14 protein-coding genes and 1 pseudogene are annotated in these 19,803 nt (G+C 66.2%); 13 read left to right on the plus strand and 2 right to left on the minus strand.

Going from position 1 to position 19,803, the window contains the following annotated elements; genetic code table 11:
- From ACWDXS_RS22510 to ACWDXS_RS22525, 4 genes and pseudogenes are all read left to right on the plus strand, one after another.
- Positions 1-876, plus strand: a pseudogene (locus ACWDXS_RS22510) (hypothetical protein); the annotation flags it as partial.
- Positions 873-3,821, plus strand: coding sequence for a TraG/VirB4 family ATPase (locus ACWDXS_RS22515; RefSeq protein ID WP_449968345.1), 2,949 nt, complete (start codon positions 873-875; stop codon positions 3,819-3,821). The pseudogene ACWDXS_RS22510 and the gene ACWDXS_RS22515, both read left to right, overlap by 4 nt.
- Before the next feature lie 355 nt (positions 3,822-4,176).
- Positions 4,177-4,422: a helix-turn-helix transcriptional regulator gene (locus tag ACWDXS_RS22520; RefSeq protein WP_449968348.1), complete on the plus strand. Its 246-nt coding sequence runs from the start codon at positions 4,177-4,179 to the stop codon at positions 4,420-4,422.
- Between the two features lie 106 nt (positions 4,423-4,528).
- Positions 4,529-5,929 (plus strand): hypothetical protein, encoded by a 1,401-nt coding sequence (locus ACWDXS_RS22525; RefSeq protein WP_449968351.1) that lies wholly within the window; start codon positions 4,529-4,531, stop codon positions 5,927-5,929.
- Positions 5,930-6,798: 869 nt separating this feature from the next.
- Here the strand turns inward: ACWDXS_RS22525 and ACWDXS_RS22530 are convergent.
- Both ACWDXS_RS22530 and ACWDXS_RS22535 read right to left on the minus strand, forming a co-directional pair.
- Positions 6,799-10,488 carry a hypothetical protein gene (locus ACWDXS_RS22530; RefSeq protein ID WP_449968354.1) on the minus strand — a complete coding sequence of 1,230 codons (3,690 nt, stop codon included), beginning with the start codon at positions 10,486-10,488 and terminating at the stop codon, positions 6,799-6,801.
- A gap of 826 nt (positions 10,489-11,314) precedes the next feature.
- Complete coding sequence (locus ACWDXS_RS22535) at positions 11,315-11,542, minus strand: hypothetical protein (protein WP_449968358.1); 228 nt, start codon at positions 11,540-11,542, stop codon at positions 11,315-11,317.
- A gap of 242 nt (positions 11,543-11,784) precedes the next feature.
- On the opposite strand from ACWDXS_RS22535, the gene ACWDXS_RS22540 reads away from it, so the two are divergent.
- The 9 genes from ACWDXS_RS22540 to ACWDXS_RS22580 all read left to right on the plus strand — a co-directional run bounded on the left by ACWDXS_RS22540 (position 11,785) and on the right by ACWDXS_RS22580 (position 19,746).
- A complete protein-coding gene (locus tag ACWDXS_RS22540) occupies positions 11,785-12,162 on the plus strand; it encodes an effector-associated constant component EACC1 (RefSeq protein WP_449968361.1) in 378 nt (125 codons plus the stop codon).
- Positions 12,159-14,423, plus strand: coding sequence for a caspase, EACC1-associated type (locus ACWDXS_RS22545; RefSeq protein WP_449968365.1), 2,265 nt, complete (start codon positions 12,159-12,161; stop codon positions 14,421-14,423). Before ACWDXS_RS22540 ends, ACWDXS_RS22545 begins: the two co-directional genes overlap by 4 nt.
- Positions 14,424-15,208: 785 nt before the next feature.
- Entirely contained in the window at positions 15,209-15,880 is a 672-nt protein-coding gene (locus ACWDXS_RS22550) for a response regulator (RefSeq protein WP_378992399.1), read from the plus strand.
- A 90-nt stretch (positions 15,881-15,970) separates the two neighbouring features.
- Positions 15,971-16,414: an OsmC family protein gene (locus ACWDXS_RS22555; RefSeq protein WP_378992155.1), complete on the plus strand. Its 444-nt coding sequence runs from the start codon at positions 15,971-15,973 to the stop codon at positions 16,412-16,414.
- Complete coding sequence (locus tag ACWDXS_RS22560; RefSeq protein ID WP_378992157.1) at positions 16,411-16,746, plus strand: acylphosphatase; 336 nt, start codon at positions 16,411-16,413, stop codon at positions 16,744-16,746. The genes ACWDXS_RS22555 and ACWDXS_RS22560 overlap by 4 nt, the downstream gene beginning before the upstream one ends.
- Positions 16,747-16,990: 244 nt before the next feature.
- Complete coding sequence (locus ACWDXS_RS22565) at positions 16,991-17,527, plus strand: hypothetical protein (RefSeq protein ID WP_449968369.1); 537 nt, start codon at positions 16,991-16,993, stop codon at positions 17,525-17,527.
- The gene (locus ACWDXS_RS22570) at positions 17,528-18,691 is read left to right on the plus strand and encodes a glutathionylspermidine synthase family protein (protein ID WP_378992159.1); all 1,164 of its coding nucleotides are present in this window, start codon (positions 17,528-17,530) and stop codon (positions 18,689-18,691) included.
- 35 nt (positions 18,692-18,726) lie between these two features.
- Complete coding sequence (locus ACWDXS_RS22575) at positions 18,727-19,182, plus strand: DUF350 domain-containing protein (RefSeq protein WP_062986928.1); 456 nt, start codon at positions 18,727-18,729, stop codon at positions 19,180-19,182.
- 87 nt (positions 19,183-19,269) lie between these two features.
- Positions 19,270-19,746, plus strand: coding sequence for a DUF1707 SHOCT-like domain-containing protein (locus ACWDXS_RS22580; protein ID WP_378992161.1), 477 nt, complete (start codon positions 19,270-19,272; stop codon positions 19,744-19,746).
- Positions 19,747-19,803 lie beyond the last annotated feature (57 nt).

Below are 19,803 nucleotides of genomic sequence, written 5' to 3' on the forward strand. Positions count from 1 at the left end.
GTGCAGTCACTGACGTTGGTGACCGCGTTGCGGGTGTTCCTCAGCCCGGGTGGGTGGGAGGTCTTCGGGCCCAACGCGAACGGGATCGTGAGCCTGATCGTGGGACTGGCGTTGATGGCGGTGTTGATCAAGACCCCGTTCTGGCTGTTGTCGGTCATGAAGATCGGTCAAGGCCGAAGCTTCGTCGGCTCGATCGCTCGCGCCTACCTCACCTACAAAACTCTCGGTCTCCTCACAGGCGCCTCGTCCGGAGGCGGGCGAGCCGCCGCGGCTACTCCAGCCCAGCGTCGGCCGACCGCTAGCCCGGCCCGACCACCCGACCCGTACGCGCGGGTGCGCGCCACCCGTGACGGGCAACTGATGCTGCCCTTGGAAGGAGTGCGCCGAGCCCGACGACAACCCAACCCAACCCCGGCAGCCGCCAGCGCCGTTCCGGCCCGCTCCGCGCGCGCCCCTCGTGGGCGGCAACTCAGCTTCGATTTCACCCCACCCGACCCCTATCGGGGAATCCGCCCCGGGCATCGCGGCCAATACCCGTTACCGATCCCGGTGCGCCGAGTACGACCCTCGCCACCGCGAGCAGCCCCACCCCCAGAACCCACGCCGCCTCGGCGTCCGCCCGGACAGCTCGCCTTCGATTTCCCACCACCGCCACCGGCCGACCCCTATGCCCGCATCCGCCCGAACCGCAGCGGCCAGTACCCGTTGCCCTTCCCGATCACCCGGGTAAAACCCGCACCGCCACCGACCATCTCACCCTCACCACCAGAGCCCGCGCCGGTGCGCTCGGCCGGGCGGCAACTGCACCTGCCGATGCCTGATCTGCCCGTGCGCCGCCGCGCGCCGCGCGCTCCCCGAGGAGGAACACCGCGATGAGCACCATCGTCCGCATACCCGCCGACGTCGAACGCAGCGACCGCATCATCGGCCCCTTCACCATCCGCCAAGTCGCCATCCTCGCCACCACCGCTGTGCTGCTCTACTCGGCATGGATCGCGAGCAAGACGGTGATCGCGCCGCTGATCTTCGTCGCCGCCGCGACCCCGATCGCGGTCGTGGTCACTATCACGGTCCTGACGCGCCGCGACGGCCTCTCAGCCGACCTGCTGCTCATGGCCGCGATCCGCCACCGCCTCCGACCCCGCCATCTCGTGTCATCACGCGGGCACGCCGCTGCCGGGCGCGAAGCCCCGAGGTGGATCACAGAGCGCGCCAACCGATCCCGGCCACGACAGCCAGCTCCGGCGGCATTGACCGCGCAGTCGGTGCGGTTACCGGAATCTGTGTCCGGCAGCGGAAGTGGCGGTGTCGGGGTGATCGACCTCGGCACCGACGGACTCGCGGTCGTCGCGGTCGCGGGAACCCTCAACCTGTCCCTGCGCACACCCGCCGAACAAGACAGCCTCGTCGGCCAACTCGCCGGATGGCTCCACACCCTGCGCCAACCCGTCCAGATCCTCGTCCGCTCAGCCCGACTGGACCTGACTGAACACATCACCGGCCTGCACAACGCTGCCCAACAAATGTCGCCGGAGCTGGCCGCCGCCGCGCTCGATCACGCCGACCACCTCACCGACCTGGCTACAGCCGAGAACCCGACCCACCGCCAAGTCCTGTTGGTCTGGCGAGAACCGGCCGAGGGCCTGTCCGCCACCAGGACTCGGGCCCGGCTGCCCGGTCATGGCCAGGCGCGGGCCGCGTTGTCGGCAGCCGCGCGCCGGGGTGCCGAGTCGCGGCTGTTGCGCCGGATGAACGAGGCCGCCGATGTTCTGGGTCCGTTGGGTGTCTCGGTCACCGCCCTCGACGACACCCAAGCCATGGCGGTGTTGACCAGTTGCACCAACCCCGAGGGTCTCGTCTCGGCCGCCGCGAACATCGCCACACCCTCGGCGATCATCACCACCGACCCGGACTCCGCAGTACCGGACCCGTTCACCGGCGAGGCCGGGTTCGCGCCGGAATCGCTGACCATCGGCACCCGCCATCTCGAGATCGGCTCGGACTGGACACAGACCCTCGCGGTCACCGGATACCCGAGGGAAGTGACGGCCGGCTGGCTAGCACCACTGCTCTCCCACCCCGGCAGAGTCGAGGTCGCCATCCACATCGACCCCGTCGACCCGGTCACCGCCGCCACCCGCCTACGCCGCCAACAAGCCCGGCTCGAGTCCTCCCGAATGCACGACGTCGGCCGAGGCCGGTTGTCCGACCCGCAGATCGATGTCGCGGTCGAAGACGCCGCCGACCTCTCCGCCCGGGTCGCGCGCGCGGAGGCGCGATTGTTTCGGGTCGCGGTATATCTGAGCGTGCACGCCGAATCCGAAGCAGAGTTGGCCGATGAGGTCGCCGCCGTGCGGGCGCTGGCGGCGAGTCTGCTCGTGGACACCTGCACCCTGTCTTACCGCGCCGCTCAAGCCTGGGCCACCACCCTGCCCTTGGGCCTGGACCTGATCCGAGTCCAGCGGACCTTCGACACCACCGCCCTCGCCGCGGCATTTCCCTTCGATTCCCCACAACTACCCGCCACCGACCCCGCGCAGGCCGCTCGCCCGCACGGGGTGCTCTACGGCCGCGACGCCGCCGCCGGATTGCTGTTCGTGGACCGATTCGCTCCCGAAGCCCACAACCACAACCTGGTCATCCTCGGGCGCAGTGGTGCGGGGAAGTCCTACCTGGTTAAAACCGAGATCCTGCGCTCGCTCTATCGCGGGATCGAACAGATCGTGATCGATCCCGAAGACGAGTACCGGCGCCTCGCCGAGACTGTCGGTGGCACCAACATTCGTCTCGGAGCGCCGGGGGTGCGGCTCAATCCGTTCGACCTGGAAATCCACATCCGCCGCGAGGGGAGTCGCAGTGCCCCGCCTGACGCGCTCACTCGGCGCAAGTTGTTTCTGCACACGTTGATGCAGGTTCTGCTCGGTGACCAGACCGCTGCGCAGAGAACCGCGTTGGACTCGGCGTTGACGGGGGCCTACGCCGCTGTCGGGATCACCGACGACCCGGCCACCTGGACGCTGCCCGCGCCCACCCTGGGTGGACTGCGTGAGCAACTGGGCAGGGTGGGCGCGCCTGCGGCCGCAGAGTTGGCCGCTGGGCTGCATCCGTTCGTCGACGGCGGAGCCTATGGCGGGCTGCTGGATGGGCCGACCACCACCGAGCCTGAGGGTGGGCTGATCGTGTTCTCGCTCCGGGACCTCCCGGAGGAGCTGAAAACGATCGGCACCTTGCTGGTGCTGGACATGACGTGGCGGCGGGTGTCGCACCCGGGCCAACGGCGGCCCCGGATGATCACCGTGGACGAAGGGTGGCTGCTGCTGAGCCAGTCCGCTGGAGCACGGTTCTTGTTCAAGGCGGCCAAGAGTTTCCGCAAACACTGGGCCGGGCTCACCGTGGCCACCCAGGACTGCGCCGACGTGTGCTCGACCGAGCTGGGGCGCGCGATCGTGTCCAACGCCGCGACCCAGATCCTGCTCCGCCAAGCACCACAAGCCATTGACGAGGTCGCTACCGCGTTCCACCTCTCCGAGGGTGAGCAGCAGTTCCTGCTCTCGGCCGCACGGGGTTCGGGTCTTCTCGCGGTCGGTGGCGATCGCGCGGTGTTCGGTTCCCTCGCCTCGCCCGCGGAGAACTCGATCATCACCACCGACCCCGCCGAGCTCGCCGCCACCGCCGAAGAGTCTGACAGCGACATCGAGATCGAAGCCTTGGCCCCGCTACCTCCACTCAGCCGATCCAGCACCGCGACGTCCGCTACCGCCGACATCGCCGGTGCCGATCCCAGTCACCGGCAGGAGGTGTTTCTCGACGAGCGACCGTGACGCTCTGCCACCCGCCCCCACACTGAGCCGATCCCGATCGCGGGGAACCGCCGATCCCAAGGACCACTCCGGCCCGGTTCCGGCCGGGGCGGCGTCGCACCTGCCCGGAACGGCCGCCTGTGCAACGGCACGGCGGCACAGCCACCACCAACCACCCCCCACCGACAAACATCGGCGCTGCGGCCCGACACGAGTCGGCCTACACCCAGGTTGACGACCGCCGGTCTATGGAGCGTTCATGGACCCGCATTCAGGCGCGTCGGCATCGACGCACGAAGGAGACGAAATGACCAACCTGCCACAAGGACTTGACTTCTCGACAACGCCAACACCCGCCCCCTCGCCAGGAAACCCGATGCCCGAATCCCCTCCGCGCGCCCGGCGTAACGACGTGCTCACCACCGTCGAACTGGCCGACGCACACGGCGAATACGGCGAATACAACTTCACCATCGGGACCTTGCGCTACTGGCGTCACATCGGCTACGGCCCCGCTTCTTTCACGTTGGGACGCCGGGTTTTCTACCGCCGCACCGACATCGAGGAATGGATCACCGAGCAAGAACAACTCACCCGACGCGGCGGCACCGCCGCCGCCTGACCAACGACCCCGAATGAACTCAGTCGGCCTCCGCCGATTTATCCCACTGTTGGACGCAGCGGGCGACGGAGGCCGACACCCCACAACCCATCAGAGGAATAGAGGCATGGAACAGCCTAAACGAGGCCGCCCGGAACTGGACCCGGGCAGCGTCCCCGAACCGAACCTGAAACCACACCCGACCCAGGCCGGGGTATGGACGGCAGCGGGGCGGCCCCGCGATTGGAACGGCAACTACCGCCGTATCACCCGCTCGTCACCGCCGGACACCGACAGCCGGGGGCGCATGAAACCGGACCGCACCGGTGAACGCGCCCGCCGCGCGTTCCTCGACGCAGCCCAGGAATGGATCGACTCCTCGGTCACCCTGGCGGGCGCGCTGAACAAACGCTCGTCACTGTCGCAACTCTGGGCTGCCTACAAAGACGACCTCCGCAAACGTGGACGGCTCGAGGAGACGATCAAAAACTACGAGCCGATGATGCGAGACACCGTGATCCCCAAGTACGGCCAACGCGAGATCACCACGATCAACACCGCCGTCATCGAAGACATGCTCGACCACGTCGGCCGCGAACGCGGCGGCAGCGCACCACGCATTCTGAAAGAGAACATCCTGTCGGGGATGTTCCGGTTCGGCATCCGCGTCGGGGCACTGCCACCGGGAAACCCCGTCCGGGAGGCGTTGTTGCAGAAACCGTCCAACTTCTCCCGCCGCCGTGGCGGTGCCGCGTTCATGGATTCCGCCACTGTGGAACGGCTCCTGATCGGCGTGTACACCTCCACCGCACCGTGCCCCACACTCGACCCCAACGAAGACAAACGGGCGTTCAAAAAGCGAGTGCCCACAGTCGCCCAGTTCTGCGACACCCACGACCTCGCCGACTGGGCGCTGTTCGTCGCGGCGACGGGGTGGCGGCTCGGCCAGACGTTGGGGGTGTGTGAGTCCGATATCGATTTCGACACCGGAATCCTGACCCCGCGTGGCGCGGTCCGCACCCGTGACGGCTCAGCCCAGGTGTGGACCGACTACACCGCTCACGACGCCGAAGACCTGAATCAGGACAAGTTCATCAGCAAGTCCGTCCAGCTGCCGCAGATAGTTCTCGATGTATTGGCTGCCCGGATCACGCGGTTGAAGGAGGTTCGGTTGGCGTTGCCGCCACGCCCCGACGACGCGGACTGGCCCCGGGACTTGTTGTTCTTCGACCTCGACGACGGCGGGCCACGCAACCTCAAGAGCATGGGCCGCCGGTGGCGACGGCTAGCCGCCGCGCTCGGACTGCCCGATGGGGTCTCACCTCATAGCTTGCGCAAACATCTTGGTACCGAGGGTATCTCGGCCGGGCTCGACGTGACCAAGGTCGCCGATCAGCTCGGCAACACCTCCCGGGTGCTGCGGAAATCGTATGTGCGACGCCACCAGCCACACGCCGACGTGACAGCGTTGATCGGTGACAAGCTCGGCCCCGCGCTGACCGAGGTCACGCGCCGCCGCTCGGGCTAGGCGGGGCCCCGACCCGGTACAGGGCGCGACAGGTGTCGCCCCTGCGCCGGGATCCGCCACGCCCGACGCGCCGCGATCCACAGCGGGCGATGCCCTAGCACGTCTGAAGCATCTGCGTGGGCCGTCGTCAGACCGCGACACACCCGAGATGGTGGACTCTGCGACACGCCGGGACGACTTTAATCCCAAGAGTGTGATTCCTGTAAATGGTTCTGACCAGTGTCTTTGCAGTAGAGCATCATCTGAATTCCGCAAGCTATCCACAGCAATTCACAATGTGGATAACCTCCGTCAGCTAGTTATCCACAGGTGTGTGCACAGTGCGGGTTGGCACACGTCGGTGCATTGCCGCACGCTTCACTCGACTTGATTCGAAGACCGAGGAAGGCGTGATGAACCCGAGCCCTGTCCGCGTAAAGCGCGGTCGCCCATGATGATCACCGTTGTGCTGATTGCGGCCCTGTCGCTGGCTATCGCAACCATCGGCCGGACCGTAGCGATCGCTCTCACGGTGCGTGGTGTGCCTGGACGGTATCGCGCCGATGCCCTGCGTGGGCTCGCTGAGTGCTTCCGGTTCTGGCGTAAGTGATGTCAGCTCGCGCGGGTCAGCCACGCCCGCAGCGATCTTGGCCCGCGCAACCTGTTCGTGGACGGCTTGATCACGGGGCCATCGAGCGGATGCGGTCACTTGGTGAGTGTGGATGCCCTCGCAGTTTCCGCGTTGGCGGTCTCGCATTTCTTTGATCAATGCTCAGCCGGAACGCAGACCAAAAACGGCCTCCCACCCCTCAGCCGGAGGCCAAAGGCAGCAGCGCCGTGGTTGGATGCGGCGCCTGCTTCGCAGTGAGTCGATAGTCGCTGAAAGCAGGCTAAGCAGGTGCCTGTGGCGGGTCATCAAGGAGGTCAGACAGAAGTGCATTCAAGGTGCCTATGTCGACTGCTGGCAGCGCAAAAGCCGGAGTTTCCCACCTCGAAATCGACCACGCGACTGCCAGAAGGTGTTTGTTTGTTCGGCTGGATTTCGACAGTTCTGATGGGACAGTTCGCGGCTCGGCCAGTGCCGTGACATTTGCGGTGGCGCGATCGTGAGGTTCAGCTCCTTCTTTTTTGCGCATCACCGCAGCGATCCTCGTCAGAACTGTCGCGCGGCGTTCATGGTCGTTCATGAGATTCGCGACGGTCTCGGCGCGGTAGGGGTCGGAGATGGCGACGACCGCCGCGATCCTGTCGAACGCATCGTCTCGTTCGAACGAGTTGGTGACGGACTGAGCTATTGTCTCGGCCCGGCCGGCGAGTCGTGCGAGGCGGTCGGGGTGGGAGCCGGCTGACACCCACGCTGTATCGGTAAGGGCGCGAACCTGCACATACGGCTCGCTGATGGTGCGTGCAATGGTCTCGGCACGGTCAGGGTCAGAACAAACCAACTCCGCCACGATCCTGGCAACGGCGAGGTCCCGTTTGTACGGGTCGTTGATGGCGAGGGCGAATGATTGGGCGCAGTCGGTGAGTCGAGCGGCATGGTCAGTGTCCGATTCGAAGCCAGCTGTCACAGCTGCGATTATGGCGAGAGCGTGCGCCTGCTGGTCCTGATCGGGAAGGGTATGTGCGAGGGCCTCTGCGCGGTCGGGATCGGAGCCAGCGAGCCTCTCGGCGAGCCTGGCAACTCCGGCGGCCTGCGTATCCGGGTCGGGGTGGCTACGGGCGAGGGTCTCGGCCCGGTCGGGGTCAGAGCAAGCTATCCCCGCGGCGAGCCTGGCCAAGATAGTGGCGCGGCGGTCCTGGTCAGTGTGGGCGAGGCTCTCGATGCGGTCTGTAAGTCGAACGACGCGGTCGGGATCGGAGCTCGCTGTAACCTCCGCGATCCCTACAAGGGCCTCGGCCTGCTGGTCCAGGTCAATGATGGTGTGGGCGAGAGCTTCTGCGCGGTCGAGATCGTAGGCAGCCACCACCTCCGCGATCTTGGCGAGCGCATGAGAGTGCGAGTACGGGTCGGTGATGGTGTGGGCGAGAGCTTCTGCGCGGTCGAGATCGTAGGCAGCCACCACCTCCGCGATCTTGGCGAGCGTATTGGAGTTGAAGAACGGGTCGGCGATGGTGTGGGCGAGAGCTTCTGCGCGGTCGGGATCGTAGGCAGCCACCATCCCCGCAATACAGGCGCGCGGATAAGCATCTTGAAGCGCCCAGGGCGTGGTGCGGGCGACGGCCTCCGCCCGGTCGGCGAGTCGAGCGGCACGGCCGGGATCACAGAAAGCCATTTCGTCCGCGATCCCGGCGAGCGCGGCGGCCTGATCGCGCGGGTGGGCGACGTTCTGGAAGAGGGGTTCTGCGCGGTCGGTGAGCCGAGCTGCGTAGTCAGGATCGGAGCCTGCTAGCCCCTCCGCGATCCCGGCGAGCGCGGATGCCCGATTGTGCGGGTCGGTGATGGTGTGGGCGAGGGTTTCAGCGCGGTCGAGATCGTAGGCAGCCATCACCACCACGACCCGGGCGAGCGCACGGGAGCGCTTGAACGGCTCGGTGATGGTGTGGGCGAGAGCTTCTGCGCGGTCAGGGTCGTAGGCAGCCACCACCTCCGCGATCCTGGCGAGTAGTTCTATTTCGCGCGTCGCAGGGTCGAGGGCGCGCGTGATGGTCTCAGCGCGGTCGGTGAGTCGAGCGGCCCGGAGAGGATCGGAGCTCGCTAGCACTTCCGCGATCCTGGCAAGAGCTCTAGCCTCCGACATAGGATGGAAAATGGTGGTGGTGAGGCCTTCGGCGCGGTCGGTGAGTCGAGCGGCACGGGAAGTATCGGAGCTTCCTAGAGTGCACACGATATCGGCCAGCGCCATGATCTCGTAGTACGGATCGGCGATAGTGTGGGCGAGGGTTTCGGCGCGGTCGAGATCGTAGGCTGCTACAACCTTCGCGATCCCAGCCAGGGCCTCGGCCTGTCCAAACGGACTTCTGTACGCGAGGGTCTCGGCGCGGTCAGAGTCCGAACCCGCCACCGCTACCGCGATATTTGTGAGTGCGTTGGACTGCGCAAACGAGTCGGTGATTGCGTCGACCAGGATTTCAGCTCGGTCGGTGAGTCGAGCGCTGTAGTCCGGATCGGAACCCCTGACCACTACCGCGATCGCGGCGAGTGCGGCGACCTGGTCCTGCAGGTCGGAGTAGGAGTAAGCGAGGGCTTCGGCGCGGTCGTGTTGGCCAAGGCGTGCCAACACAGCTGGAAGCCGAGTGGGGATGCTGCGGTTTCGGTCATGGAGGTAGTCACGGTGGCGGGCCAGGCGTGCCGTGCTGAGTAGGTCCGGATCGTGTTGATCACAGATTCGTTGCTGCACGGTGCGGATCTCGCCCAGCGCGGTCACATCGCCACCAGTTCGTGTACGCATCCGATCGTGGCGTGAGCGGTCGAGACCGACTGCGATCATCCGCTCGAGTTCGCGGTGGCGATCCAGAACGGGGAAGTAGCGGCGAAGTAGGAAGTCGGGCGTGCCAATTGGCCAGCCCAGATCGCGATAGCGGTCGGCCCACGCGTACAACCGACCCAAGCTCGAATCCAATTGCCGGATACCGAGTCGTTCTTCAGCGGTGCGCTGCAAAGTTTCGTGCGCCAACACATACACCGGGTCCCCACCTCCGGTCCGCGACCAGTTCGCGGTCATGCGGGTGCGGAAGCTACGTCCGACGACGGCGCGAAGCGACCCGTCAATCTCATACGGTGCCATGTCAGTGAGCTCAGTGAGTTCCGAGGCGGTCAGGCCGTTCGCGGCGGTGATCAGCGAGAGCAACTCCCGGCGCTTACCAGGGCCACAAAGCAGAGCATCAAGTTCAGCGGTGGCCAGGTCTCGAACTCCAGCCGCGAACGGTGAAGGATCGAGCGGGTAAGGCTCGATACTTTTCAAGGGATGCTTGTGTGGGATAGGCAAGGTGGGGCCGTGTCGGCTCGCGACGACGACCCGCAGATTGGGATCTGGGCGCTGCGGCAGCAGGCTCACGATCGGAGGTTTGCCAGCGTCCTCGTCCAAACCATCGACGACCAACACCACCCGTCGCCCTCCGGCCGCTTCACGCTGAGCGGCCAAGGTGAGAAGTTCGTTGCGCAACCCGTCCCGATTTAGCGACGTACCCGCGATCAGTGCGCGCTGATCCGGCAGCAATACAGCAAGTTGATCAAGCACCGCGTCGGTGAACGCCCGGTGATCACGCTGATCCGCGAGCCGATCGGTGATGAAGAACCCGATCACCGTCACATCAGGTGGCGGATACAACATGTACCACGACAGCAACGCCGACTTGCCCGCCCAAGGCTTTGCCCGTATCCACATGTAGGGCTGCTCACCGCGACAGAACTTGGCCACATCACTGAGTTCGCGCTCCCGATCGCGCAATCCATCAACCGGGGCAAGAAACTCGCGCACCTGCGACACATACAACGACCTACCGAACAGCGCCGCCCCGCTTGATACCACACCGAGCTCGCAACGGTTCTCGACATGCGAGATCGTCAGGTCGCGACCAACTTTCACACGGTCGAAGTCATAGACCGGCCCTGCTGGCCGACGGTCCTCCTGGGTCATGACTGCGGGGCATCACTATGGCGAGCATCGATGTCCTCGAAAGCCATGTCACCGCCGGAACGCACCTTGTGTGCCCTAACGCCTCCCCCGCGGATCTTCTTAACCCGCAGCGCCCCTCCCGCTTTCACGCTCCTCAGCTCAACACCCACCGGCTCCCCGGCAGCCGCAGACTGTCCGCCCTGAATCCACAGTGACACCGCGAAGACACCGACGGTCAACCCCGCGACAGCCACCCACACCCATGCCGAATGACCGCCTCCGGTCGCGTAGTTGATCGCTACTGCCAGACCCGTCGACATTGATGCGGTCACCGCCGTGGGCACCACTACCGGCGCTAACGTCTGACCTGTAGCCACGCCAACCTCCCACCCGAGACAGTACGGCCCATCCTTTCAGCTCCGCCTCACGAAACCAATCGCCGGAACCACTCCGCAGAAGGAGCAGTTCATACGATGGCCACCCCTTCACTTGTGCCCAACACTGCGACGCACTGCGCGGCCCCACGATCCCCACGCATGCGGCGACCACGCGGCAAGCCTCCCCCCGGCCTGGTGCATTTTCACCTACCCGCCTTCGAATGTCTTCAACGCGCGTCGGCAGCGGTCGCCGCTACATTCCGCCACGCCAAGACAGACCAGTAGATCCGATACTCGGAACTGGGTCTCCCACACGGTCGGATCGTCGGGGTCGAGCCCAGCGTCGAGTAACGCTTGCCGGTCGATCGAATCTCTGCCCATGCCCTGTTCGACGTTGGCGGACACGCACCGGTTCCGCAGGCGATGTGACTGTCCGCCGCTTGACCTTTCGGCGTCGTTGGCCGCGAGGGTCATCCCTGCGCGAAGTCTCGCGCGGTATCGGGGTCAGCTTGGCCGTCGTGCACGGCGAAGCACGATGAGGCCAAATGGGCGGGTTCGGGGATGGGGTCGGTGCGGCCGATGCGTGCCCAGTCGGCCGCGAGCGCGTTGATCGTATGCAGCAGAGGATCGGTGTGTTCGGCATCGTCGTAGCGATCCAGCAGTTCTGTTTCGCCCGCGAGAACCTCACCCAATTCCATGGTGGTCGAGGGTCAGCTCGGGATAGCTGTGTTCGGCGGCGGTGTGTTCGTCGGGGCTGCGCGAACTCGCCCCTGCACCGGTTCCGAACCGCTGCGCCCATCACGGCCACGATCCTGCGCGAATGTGCCGGTCCCGGTGCGGCGGGTCCTCGCTCCGGCTACGGCCCTGCCACTGCCAAAAGAATCAAACCCGTTAAGCTGCTGGCTCACTCGCGCGAACGAAGTAGGGGAGGGAGATCGGTATGCCGATTCCCAACGGGCAGTTCTCGATTCACACAGACGGAGGTAGCGAGGCTGCCGAGCAGCTGTTGGACTGGTTGAGTGATGATGATGCCCTGCGCGGTCGCGTCCGATTCGATCCCGCCTCGATCCGCGAAGGGGACATGGGTGGGGTCACCGAGATCCTCACCATCGCTCTGGGATCCGGGGTCGCCGGTGTCACTGTCACCGCTTTGGCACGGTCGCTGACGACGTGGCTGACCCACCGCCGCTCCGACCTCACCGTCACCCTCACCCGCGCCGACGGTGAATCGGTGAAGATCACCGGCAAACGTCTTGATTCCGACACCGTGCTACGCCGGATCCAGGACCTGACTCGCCCTGTCGATCCGCGACAGTGACTACCCGGCAGCCGCGCCGCGAGGATTCTCACGCGGTGCTGATCGGCGTCGGTGCCTATGACCATTCCGAACGCCTACCCCCCATCGCCGCTGCCGCGCACAACCTCTCCGACCTGAGTCGACTGTTGACCAGCGACGGCGGTGTCTTGAGTCCGGACAATTGCTGGACGGTGTTGAACCCTGACAGCAGCGCCCGAGTTGGTGACCTGGTCGAGCGAGCCGCTGAGCAGGCGGCCGACACCCTGCTGGTCTACTACACCGGACACGGGCTCCTCGATCGCCGCGGCCGTTTGCACCTCACCCTGACCGGTACCCATCCCGACCGCACCGGCTACACCGCACTACCGTTCAGCACCCTGCGTGAATCGATTCTCGACAGCCCCGCCGCCACCCGGATCCTGATCCTGGACTGCTGCTTCTCCGGTCGAGCCTTCGACGCGCTCACCGACGCGGGCCCCGATGCCATCCTCGGCCAAGCCGACATCGCCGGCACCTACACGATCACCTCGAGTGCCCGTAATGAACTCTCCTACGCACCACCGGGAGACCGCAACACGGCCTTCACCGGCGCTCTGATCGCCGCCGCTACTCATACCCCCGGCATGGCCCTCGACGATCTCTACACCCACACCGAGCAACACCTGCACCGCAACGGGCATCCCCGACCCCAGCGACGTGCGGTCAACACTGCCGGTCGACTCATCTTGTTCCCTCGAACCGTCCCCAACCCGCCAGCCGAAACCATCAGCGAACTCGAGAAAATGCTCGCCAACCGACTGCGCGTGCTGGGCCCGGACCACCTTGAGACTTTGAACACTGCCCATAACCTCGCTATCGCCTACCAGGAGGCGGGTCAAGTCGAGGAAGCGATCGACTTGCTGAAGAGAACGCTCACCGACGAGCAGCGCGTGCTGGGCCCCGATAACCCTGAGACTTTGAACACTGCCCATAACCTCGCTTACGCCTACCAGGAGGCGGGTCGGGTCGACGAGGCGATCGACCTGTTCGAGAAGACCCTTGCCGACGAGCAGCGCGTGCTGGGCCCCGACCACGCTGAGTCCCTGATCACCGCCCACAACCTCGCCACCGCATACCAGGTCGCGGGTCGGGTCGGCGAGGCGATCGGTCTGTTCGAGAAGACCCTTGCCGACGAGCAGCGCGTGCTGGGCCCCGATAACCCTGAGACTTTGAACACTGCCCATAACCTCGCTTACGCCTTCCGGGTCGCGGGTCGGGTCGGCGAGGCAATCGACCTGTACGAGAAGACCCTTGCCGACCAGCAGCGCGTGCTGGACCCCGACCACGCTGAGTCCCTGACCACCGCCCACAACCTCGCCGCCGCCTACCGGGTCGCGGGTCGGGTCGGCGAGGCGATCGGTCTGTTCGAGAAGACCCTTGCCGACCGGCAGCGCGTGTTGGGCCCTGACCACGCTGACTCCCTGATCACCGGCCACAACCTCGCCGTCGCCTACCGGCAGGCGGGTCGGGTCGGCGAGGCGATCGGTCTGTTCGAGAAGACCCTTGCCGACCGGCAGCGCGTGCTGGACCCCGACCACCCCGACACCCTGACCACCGGCCACAACCTCGCCGTCGCCTACCGGGAGGCGGGTCGGGTCGGCGAGGCGATCGGTCTGTTCGAGAAGACCCTTGCCGATCGGCAGCGCGTGCTGGGCCCCGACCACCCCGACACCTTGACTACCCGCGACGGCCTCGCTCACGCCTTGCGGGTCGCGGGTCGGGTCGGCGAGGCGATCGGTCTGTTCGAGAAGACCCTTGCCGATCGGCAGCGCGTGCTGGGCCCCGACCACCCCGACACCCTGAACACCGCCCACAACCTCGCCGTCGCCTACCGGGTCGCGGGCAGGTTCGGCGAGGCGATCGGTCTGTTTGAGAGGACCCTTGCCGATCGGCAGCGCGTGCTGGGCCCTGACCATGCTGAGTCCCTGATCACCGGCCACAACCTCGCTTACGCCTTCCGGGAGGCGGGTCGGGTCAGCGAGGCGATCGACCTGTATATGAAGACCCTTGCCGATCGGCAGCGCGTGCTGGGCCCCGACCACCCCGACACCCTGAACACCCGCAACGGCCTCGCCGTCGCCCACGGGATGATGAAGAAGCATTCCGAAGCATATGACTTGGTTCGGCGGGTACTGCCCGAGTTTGAGAGCTTGCTCGGCGCCGATCATCCGGGGGCCACAGCTTTTCGCGCCTTCCTGGACGGATTCGCACCTCGTGCACGATCAACGGTCAACGAGGACTAGCGCTTCGGCAACGCGCGTCCTCGTACCGCCACGCCGCCGACACGGCCAGAGATCAGCACCGCTGATGTTCTCGCCGGGCGACGAAGGCTCTCGATGGCCGGAATGCCCAGCTCGCCGCGTCGCCGAACCGGGGACCACCCACCTCACTTCGGCGCTGCCAGTGTCGTGTCCGATGAAGCCGGTGTCGCCCACTTCGCGGGAAGTCGACTTTCGCAGTTCGACCCTACGTTCATGTTGGAGGCTGCCACGCCAGTGGCGTGATCCTCGATAACCGAGGATGCCCTGATGCCCTGGCCGCCGCGTGGGAGCGCACTCGGCTCCCAGGTCGGCGGCGATGTGGAGCCGGTTCACCGAAGCATCCTGTGCCACAACGAGAGGCTGTAATCGGCCGAATCCGAGTACCTCGCGGTGAAGGTGTGAAACCGCACGTTGGTCCCACCAACCCGGTATGGAACCCCCGCACACCTCACCTGCTGGCCCTCGGCCGCGTCCGTGTTTTTGCCACGTCTCCTCGGTTGCCCTACTGACTGGGTGGGACCGACAACCGTTTGTCATCGGTGTCGCCAAACGTGCACGTCAGCCGAATTTTTGACAATTTGATGGCAATCGGACACGGATCCACGGGTACCGTCGGCGTCATGACCAGCGGTGATACCTTAAGCGAGCACACTGGCAACTCATCGGGGACGGGCGAACCGGTCCGCCGGCCGCCGGCGGTGGACGACCACGCGCAGGAGGCCGATCCGAAGACGCGGGGAGGCGGGGCAGCGCATCCCCCGGTCAAAGTGCTCGTCGTCGATGACGAGCCACAGATCGTCCGCGCCTTGCGGATCAATTTGTCGGTGCGCGGGTACGAGGTCCTGACCGCGGGAAACGGCGCCGCCGCCTTACGGGTGGCGGCCGAAAAGCACCCCGACGTCGTCATTCTCGACCTCGGTCTGCCCGACATGGACGGGATCGAGGTGCTGGCCGGACTGCGTGGGTGGTCGCCCGCACCGGTGCTCGTGCTGTCGGCGCGCACCGATTCGGCCGACAAGGTCGAGGCGCTCGACGCCGGCGCCGACGACTACGTGACCAAGCCGTTCGGGATGGACGAACTGCTGGCCCGGCTGCGCGCGGCGGTGCGTCGTGGTGCCAGCGCGACCGATGCGGGCGACCCGATCGTGGTCACCGACTCGTTCACCGTCGACCTCGTCGCCAAGAAGGTCACCAAGCAGGGTGTGCCGGTGCACCTGACGCCCACCGAGTGGGGGATGCTCGAGATGCTGGTGCGCAATCGCGGAAAACTGGTGGGGCGCAAGGAACTACTGCGCGAGGTGTGGGGTCCGGCCTATGCCACCGAGACCCATTACCTGCGGGTCTACCTCGCGCAGTTGCGGCGCAAACTCGAAGACGATCCGGCCAACCCGCGCCATCTGCTCACCGAGGCGGGGATGGGGTACCGCTTCCAGGAATGAGCGTGCGCCCGGTCACGTGACCGGAATGCCGGGAGTGGCGTGGACGTTCCCAGGCGTGGATCGTCGTCGAGCGAATGGCAGGATCAAGGCATGGCTGAGCAGATCGCACCCGTGACCAACGCCCCCACCGAACTGTGGGTCGAGCGCACCGGAACCCGCGCCTACACCGGGCGCAGCAACCGTGGCGCCGAGGTGTTGATCGCCTCCCAGGGCGTGCCGGGCGCCTTCACCCCGGGTGAGTTGCTGAAGATCGCGCTCGCGGGCTGCACCGGGCTCAGCTCCGATTTGCCGTTGTCGCGTCGCCTCGGCGACGAGTTCGACGCCACCATCCGCGTCTCGGGCGATGCCGACCGCGAGAACGAGCTCTACCCGCAGCTCGACGAGGTCCTCGAACTCGACCTGTCCGAACTCGACGAGGCCGCCCGCGAACGACTACTGGTCACCGTGCAGCGTGCTGTCGACAAGGTGTGCACCGTGGGCCGCACGCTCAAAGCGGGCACGAAGGTGACGCTGACCTTCAACATCGACGCATGAGCGAGGAGCCGGTTCGGCTGAGCGCGTGGGTGCACGGGTACGTGCAGGGCGTGGGATTCCGGTGGTGGACGCGGTCGCGCGCACTGGAACTCGGCCTGGTCGGCTACGCGCGCAACCACAGCGACGGCCGCGTCCACGTTGTCGCCGAAGGGCCACGAACGGCGGGCGAGAAATTGCTGGAACTGCTACGGTCCGGCGAAGCGCCCGAGAGCTCGCACGCTGTCGGGCACGTGACACATGGTCTGTCCGGGCGTGCTCCTGGGCGGGTAGACCTGGTTGTGGAAAGCTGGGAGCCCGTGCGGGGCGACATGACGGGATTCGAGGAGCGCTAGTGGTGACTTCGGGGGCTAGGGGGCGGCAGCGGTGAGCACACAGAACCCTGGTCCGCCCGATCGACCGGAACAACCCTCGAACGGCGAGCCCGAGAGATCGCCGTGGACCCCGCCCGACTCCGGCGCGGGCTGGACCCCGCCGGACCCGGGTTCGGCACCGTCCGATCCGAATGCCGGTGCGACGCCAGCGGACCCCGTGTTCGGCGGGGGCGGGCATCCTGTCGGCCAACCGCAACCCGGCCGGATGTCACGGCAGGAACCCGGCGTCACCCAGCCGCGTCCGCCCACTGTCGGTGAGGCGCGCGCCAGGGACAAGGCCCGCAGGCAGGCCGAAGAGGCCGAGCGGGCAGCGGTCGCGGCGGCCGAGGAGAAGCGGCGCAACCGTAAACGCGTGATGATCGGCGGTGTCGCCATCGTGGGCGTCGCCGCGCTGGTCGGTGGCGGTTACCTCGCCTACCGGGCGATCACCGCACCCGACCAGGTCACGGCCTCGTGCGTGCAGATCGACCAGAACGGGCAGGAAGTCGTTGTCCCCGACGACAACTGCGGCGACGGCAAGACCAATTTCCGCAGTGAGGGCTCCGGCGGTCACGGCGCCGGACTGCTGATTCTGGGCTGGCCGCAGTACCGCTACCACTACGGCGGCACACCGACGATCGGCAAGCCACCCACGGGCGGCACCTCGGTGAAACCGCGCAATGCCCAGATCACGACCAAGAGCGGCACCACGGTGCAACGCGGCGGACTCGGCAGCAAGTCGACCGGGGGGAGTGGGTCGTAGATGCGGCGCACCAAGAGCACACCACGCCAGGACTGGCAGCAGATCGTGGAGAAGCAGGGCCTCGTCTACGGCGCGCCGGGGCGCGATGCCAGCGGTCAGCCGCGCCCGTACTGGGACGAGTCGGTGCACTACGAGTTCTCGATGGACGAGATCCTCGCGCTGGAAGCCGATGTGGAACTGCTGCAATCGATGTGTCTGCACGCCGTCGAGCACGTGGTCCTCACCGAGCGCTTCGCCGATTTCGGTCTGCCGGAATGGACGTGGGGCCCGATCGCCGAATCATGGCGTCGCAGTGACCCTTACGTGTACGGCCGCTTCGACCTGCGCTACGACGCGCGCCGCCCGGCCAAGCTGCTGGAATACAACGCCGACACCCCCACCTCGCTGCTGGAGGCCGCGATCATCCAGTGGCACTGGTTGCAGCAGGTGTATCCCGGTGGCGACCAATGGAATTCGCTGCACGAGAAACTGGTGGAGCGCTGGACCGAACTGCGCGGCGTGCTGCCCGGTACCGAACTGCACTTCACCTGGTCGGGCGCCGACGCGACCGGCGAGGACAACGTCACCACCGCCTACATGCAGGAGACGGCGGCCGAAGCCGGGTTCGACACGGTCGCGCTGCCGATCGAGGAAGTCGGTTTCGACACCGAGCTGAACCGGTTCGTCGATCTGGCCGAGGCGCCGATCGAGGCGATCTTCAAGCTGTATCCGTGGGAGTGGATCCTCGACGACGACTTCGGCAAGCGCGTGGTCGGCAGCCTGCCCGCGACCGCGTGGATCGAACCGCTGTGGACCACATTGCTGAGCAACAAGGCGATCCTGGCGATCCTGTGGGAGATGTATCCCGGTCATCCCAATCTGTTGCCCGCCTACCTGGACAACCCGCACGAGCTCACCGAATACATTCGCAAACCCAAGCTCGGCCGCGAGGGCGCGAACATGACCATCGTCGGTCCCGGCATGGAGACCGCGACCGGCGGCGTCTACGGCGCCGAGGGTTTCGTCTACCAATTGCTCGATCCGCTACCGGAATTCGACGGGATGCGCCCGGTGCTCGGCGCCTGGGTCGTGGGTGACACCGCGGCGGGGCTGGGCATTCGGGAGACCGCCGGCCTGATCACCGATGACGGCGCCGCGTTCGTGCCGCACCGCATCGTCGACTGACACCTGACCTCACAACATTGTTCGAAAGGACCACGATGACCGCCCTCGCCCTGGAATCGGGTTATTGGAGTGCGCTCGGTGAAGGCGTCGGCGCCATCATCCTGTACTGCCTGATCGGCCTCGCCCTCATGCTGATCGGCTTCTTCGCCATCGACCTGACCACGCCCGGCAAGCTGCGCGACCTGGTGGTGGCGGGTAAGCCGAACGCGATCATCGTCTCGGCGGCCGGGATGATCAGCATGGCGTTCATCGTCGTGTTCGCGGTGCTGGCCACCGGCGGCAGCGGCAAGCTGTCGGAAGGTCTGATCGCGGCGATCATCTACGGCCTGGTCGGCATCATCGCGCAGGTGATCTCGGTACGGGTGATCGAGAAGGTCACCGGCATCGACATCGGCCGCACGCTGCACGCCGAGACCTACACCCCCGAGGTTCTCGTCGTCGCCGCCGCGCACTTCGCGCTGGGTCTCGTGGTGGCCTTCGCCATTCTCTGAACGAGGGTGATCGGTTGACATCGCACTGTGGAGGGTGGACGCTGGAAACCAGCACTCCACCGTGGATGTGACCGAGAGGACGTCGGCATGGATATCACCCCGGGTACGCGCGCGTCCGACGCCGAACGCAACGCGATCGTCGCCCAGCTGGGCACACATCTGGCCGACGGCAGGCTCGACCTGGGCGAATACGATCTGCGCGTGGCCAAGGTCTACGCGACCACCACGCGCGACGAACTCGCCGTCGTCCTGTCCGACCTGCCCGCGCTGACGAAACAGCAGCAAGCGGACGTACCGGTCGAACGCAAGCCCGGTACACGGTTCCCGATCTGGCAGCGCATCGAGGCGGGCAGTTGGCTCGGCGTCAGCGTGATCGTGCTGGTCATCTGGGGTCTGATCTCCTTGACCGCGGGCGAGCTCACCTACTTCTGGCCGATGTGGGTGATCGGCCCGTGGGGCGCGGTCCTGGTCTTCCGCGTGATCACCGGCTGGGAAGCGACTCCCGGTACCCAGACCCACTTGCGTCAACTTCAGAAGCAGATGAAGCACATCAATCCGCACTGACCGCAAACTTGCCGCTACGTCCGCTAGGCTTTCGCGAGCACATGGGTAACTCGTCGG

This window comes from Nocardia sp. NPDC003183, from assembly GCF_053590715.1.

Coding starts and splice junctions, on each gene's coding strand:
- ACWDXS_RS22525 (WP_449968351.1), top strand. CDS start 4,529: ATGGAACAGCCTAAACGAGGCCGCCCGGAACTGGACCCGGGCAGCGTC.
- ACWDXS_RS22575 (WP_062986928.1), top strand. CDS start 18,727: ATGACCGCCCTCGCCCTGGAATCGGGTTATTGGAGTGCGCTCGGTGAA.
- ACWDXS_RS22515 (WP_449968345.1), top strand. CDS start 873: ATGAGCACCATCGTCCGCATACCCGCCGACGTCGAACGCAGCGACCGC.
- ACWDXS_RS22520 (WP_449968348.1), top strand. CDS start 4,177: ATGCCCGAATCCCCTCCGCGCGCCCGGCGTAACGACGTGCTCACCACC.
- ACWDXS_RS22540 (WP_449968361.1), top strand. CDS start 11,785: ATGCCGATTCCCAACGGGCAGTTCTCGATTCACACAGACGGAGGTAGC.
- ACWDXS_RS22535 (WP_449968358.1), bottom strand. CDS start 11,542: ATGGAATTGGGTGAGGTTCTCGCGGGCGAAACAGAACTGCTGGATCGC.
- ACWDXS_RS22570 (WP_378992159.1), top strand. CDS start 17,528: ATGCGGCGCACCAAGAGCACACCACGCCAGGACTGGCAGCAGATCGTG.
- ACWDXS_RS22580 (WP_378992161.1), top strand. CDS start 19,270: ATGGATATCACCCCGGGTACGCGCGCGTCCGACGCCGAACGCAACGCG.
- ACWDXS_RS22565 (WP_449968369.1), top strand. CDS start 16,991: ATGTCACGGCAGGAACCCGGCGTCACCCAGCCGCGTCCGCCCACTGTC.
- ACWDXS_RS22555 (WP_378992155.1), top strand. CDS start 15,971: ATGGCTGAGCAGATCGCACCCGTGACCAACGCCCCCACCGAACTGTGG.
- ACWDXS_RS22530 (WP_449968354.1), bottom strand. CDS start 10,488: ATGACCCAGGAGGACCGTCGGCCAGCAGGGCCGGTCTATGACTTCGAC.
- ACWDXS_RS22560 (WP_378992157.1), top strand. CDS start 16,411: ATGAGCGAGGAGCCGGTTCGGCTGAGCGCGTGGGTGCACGGGTACGTG.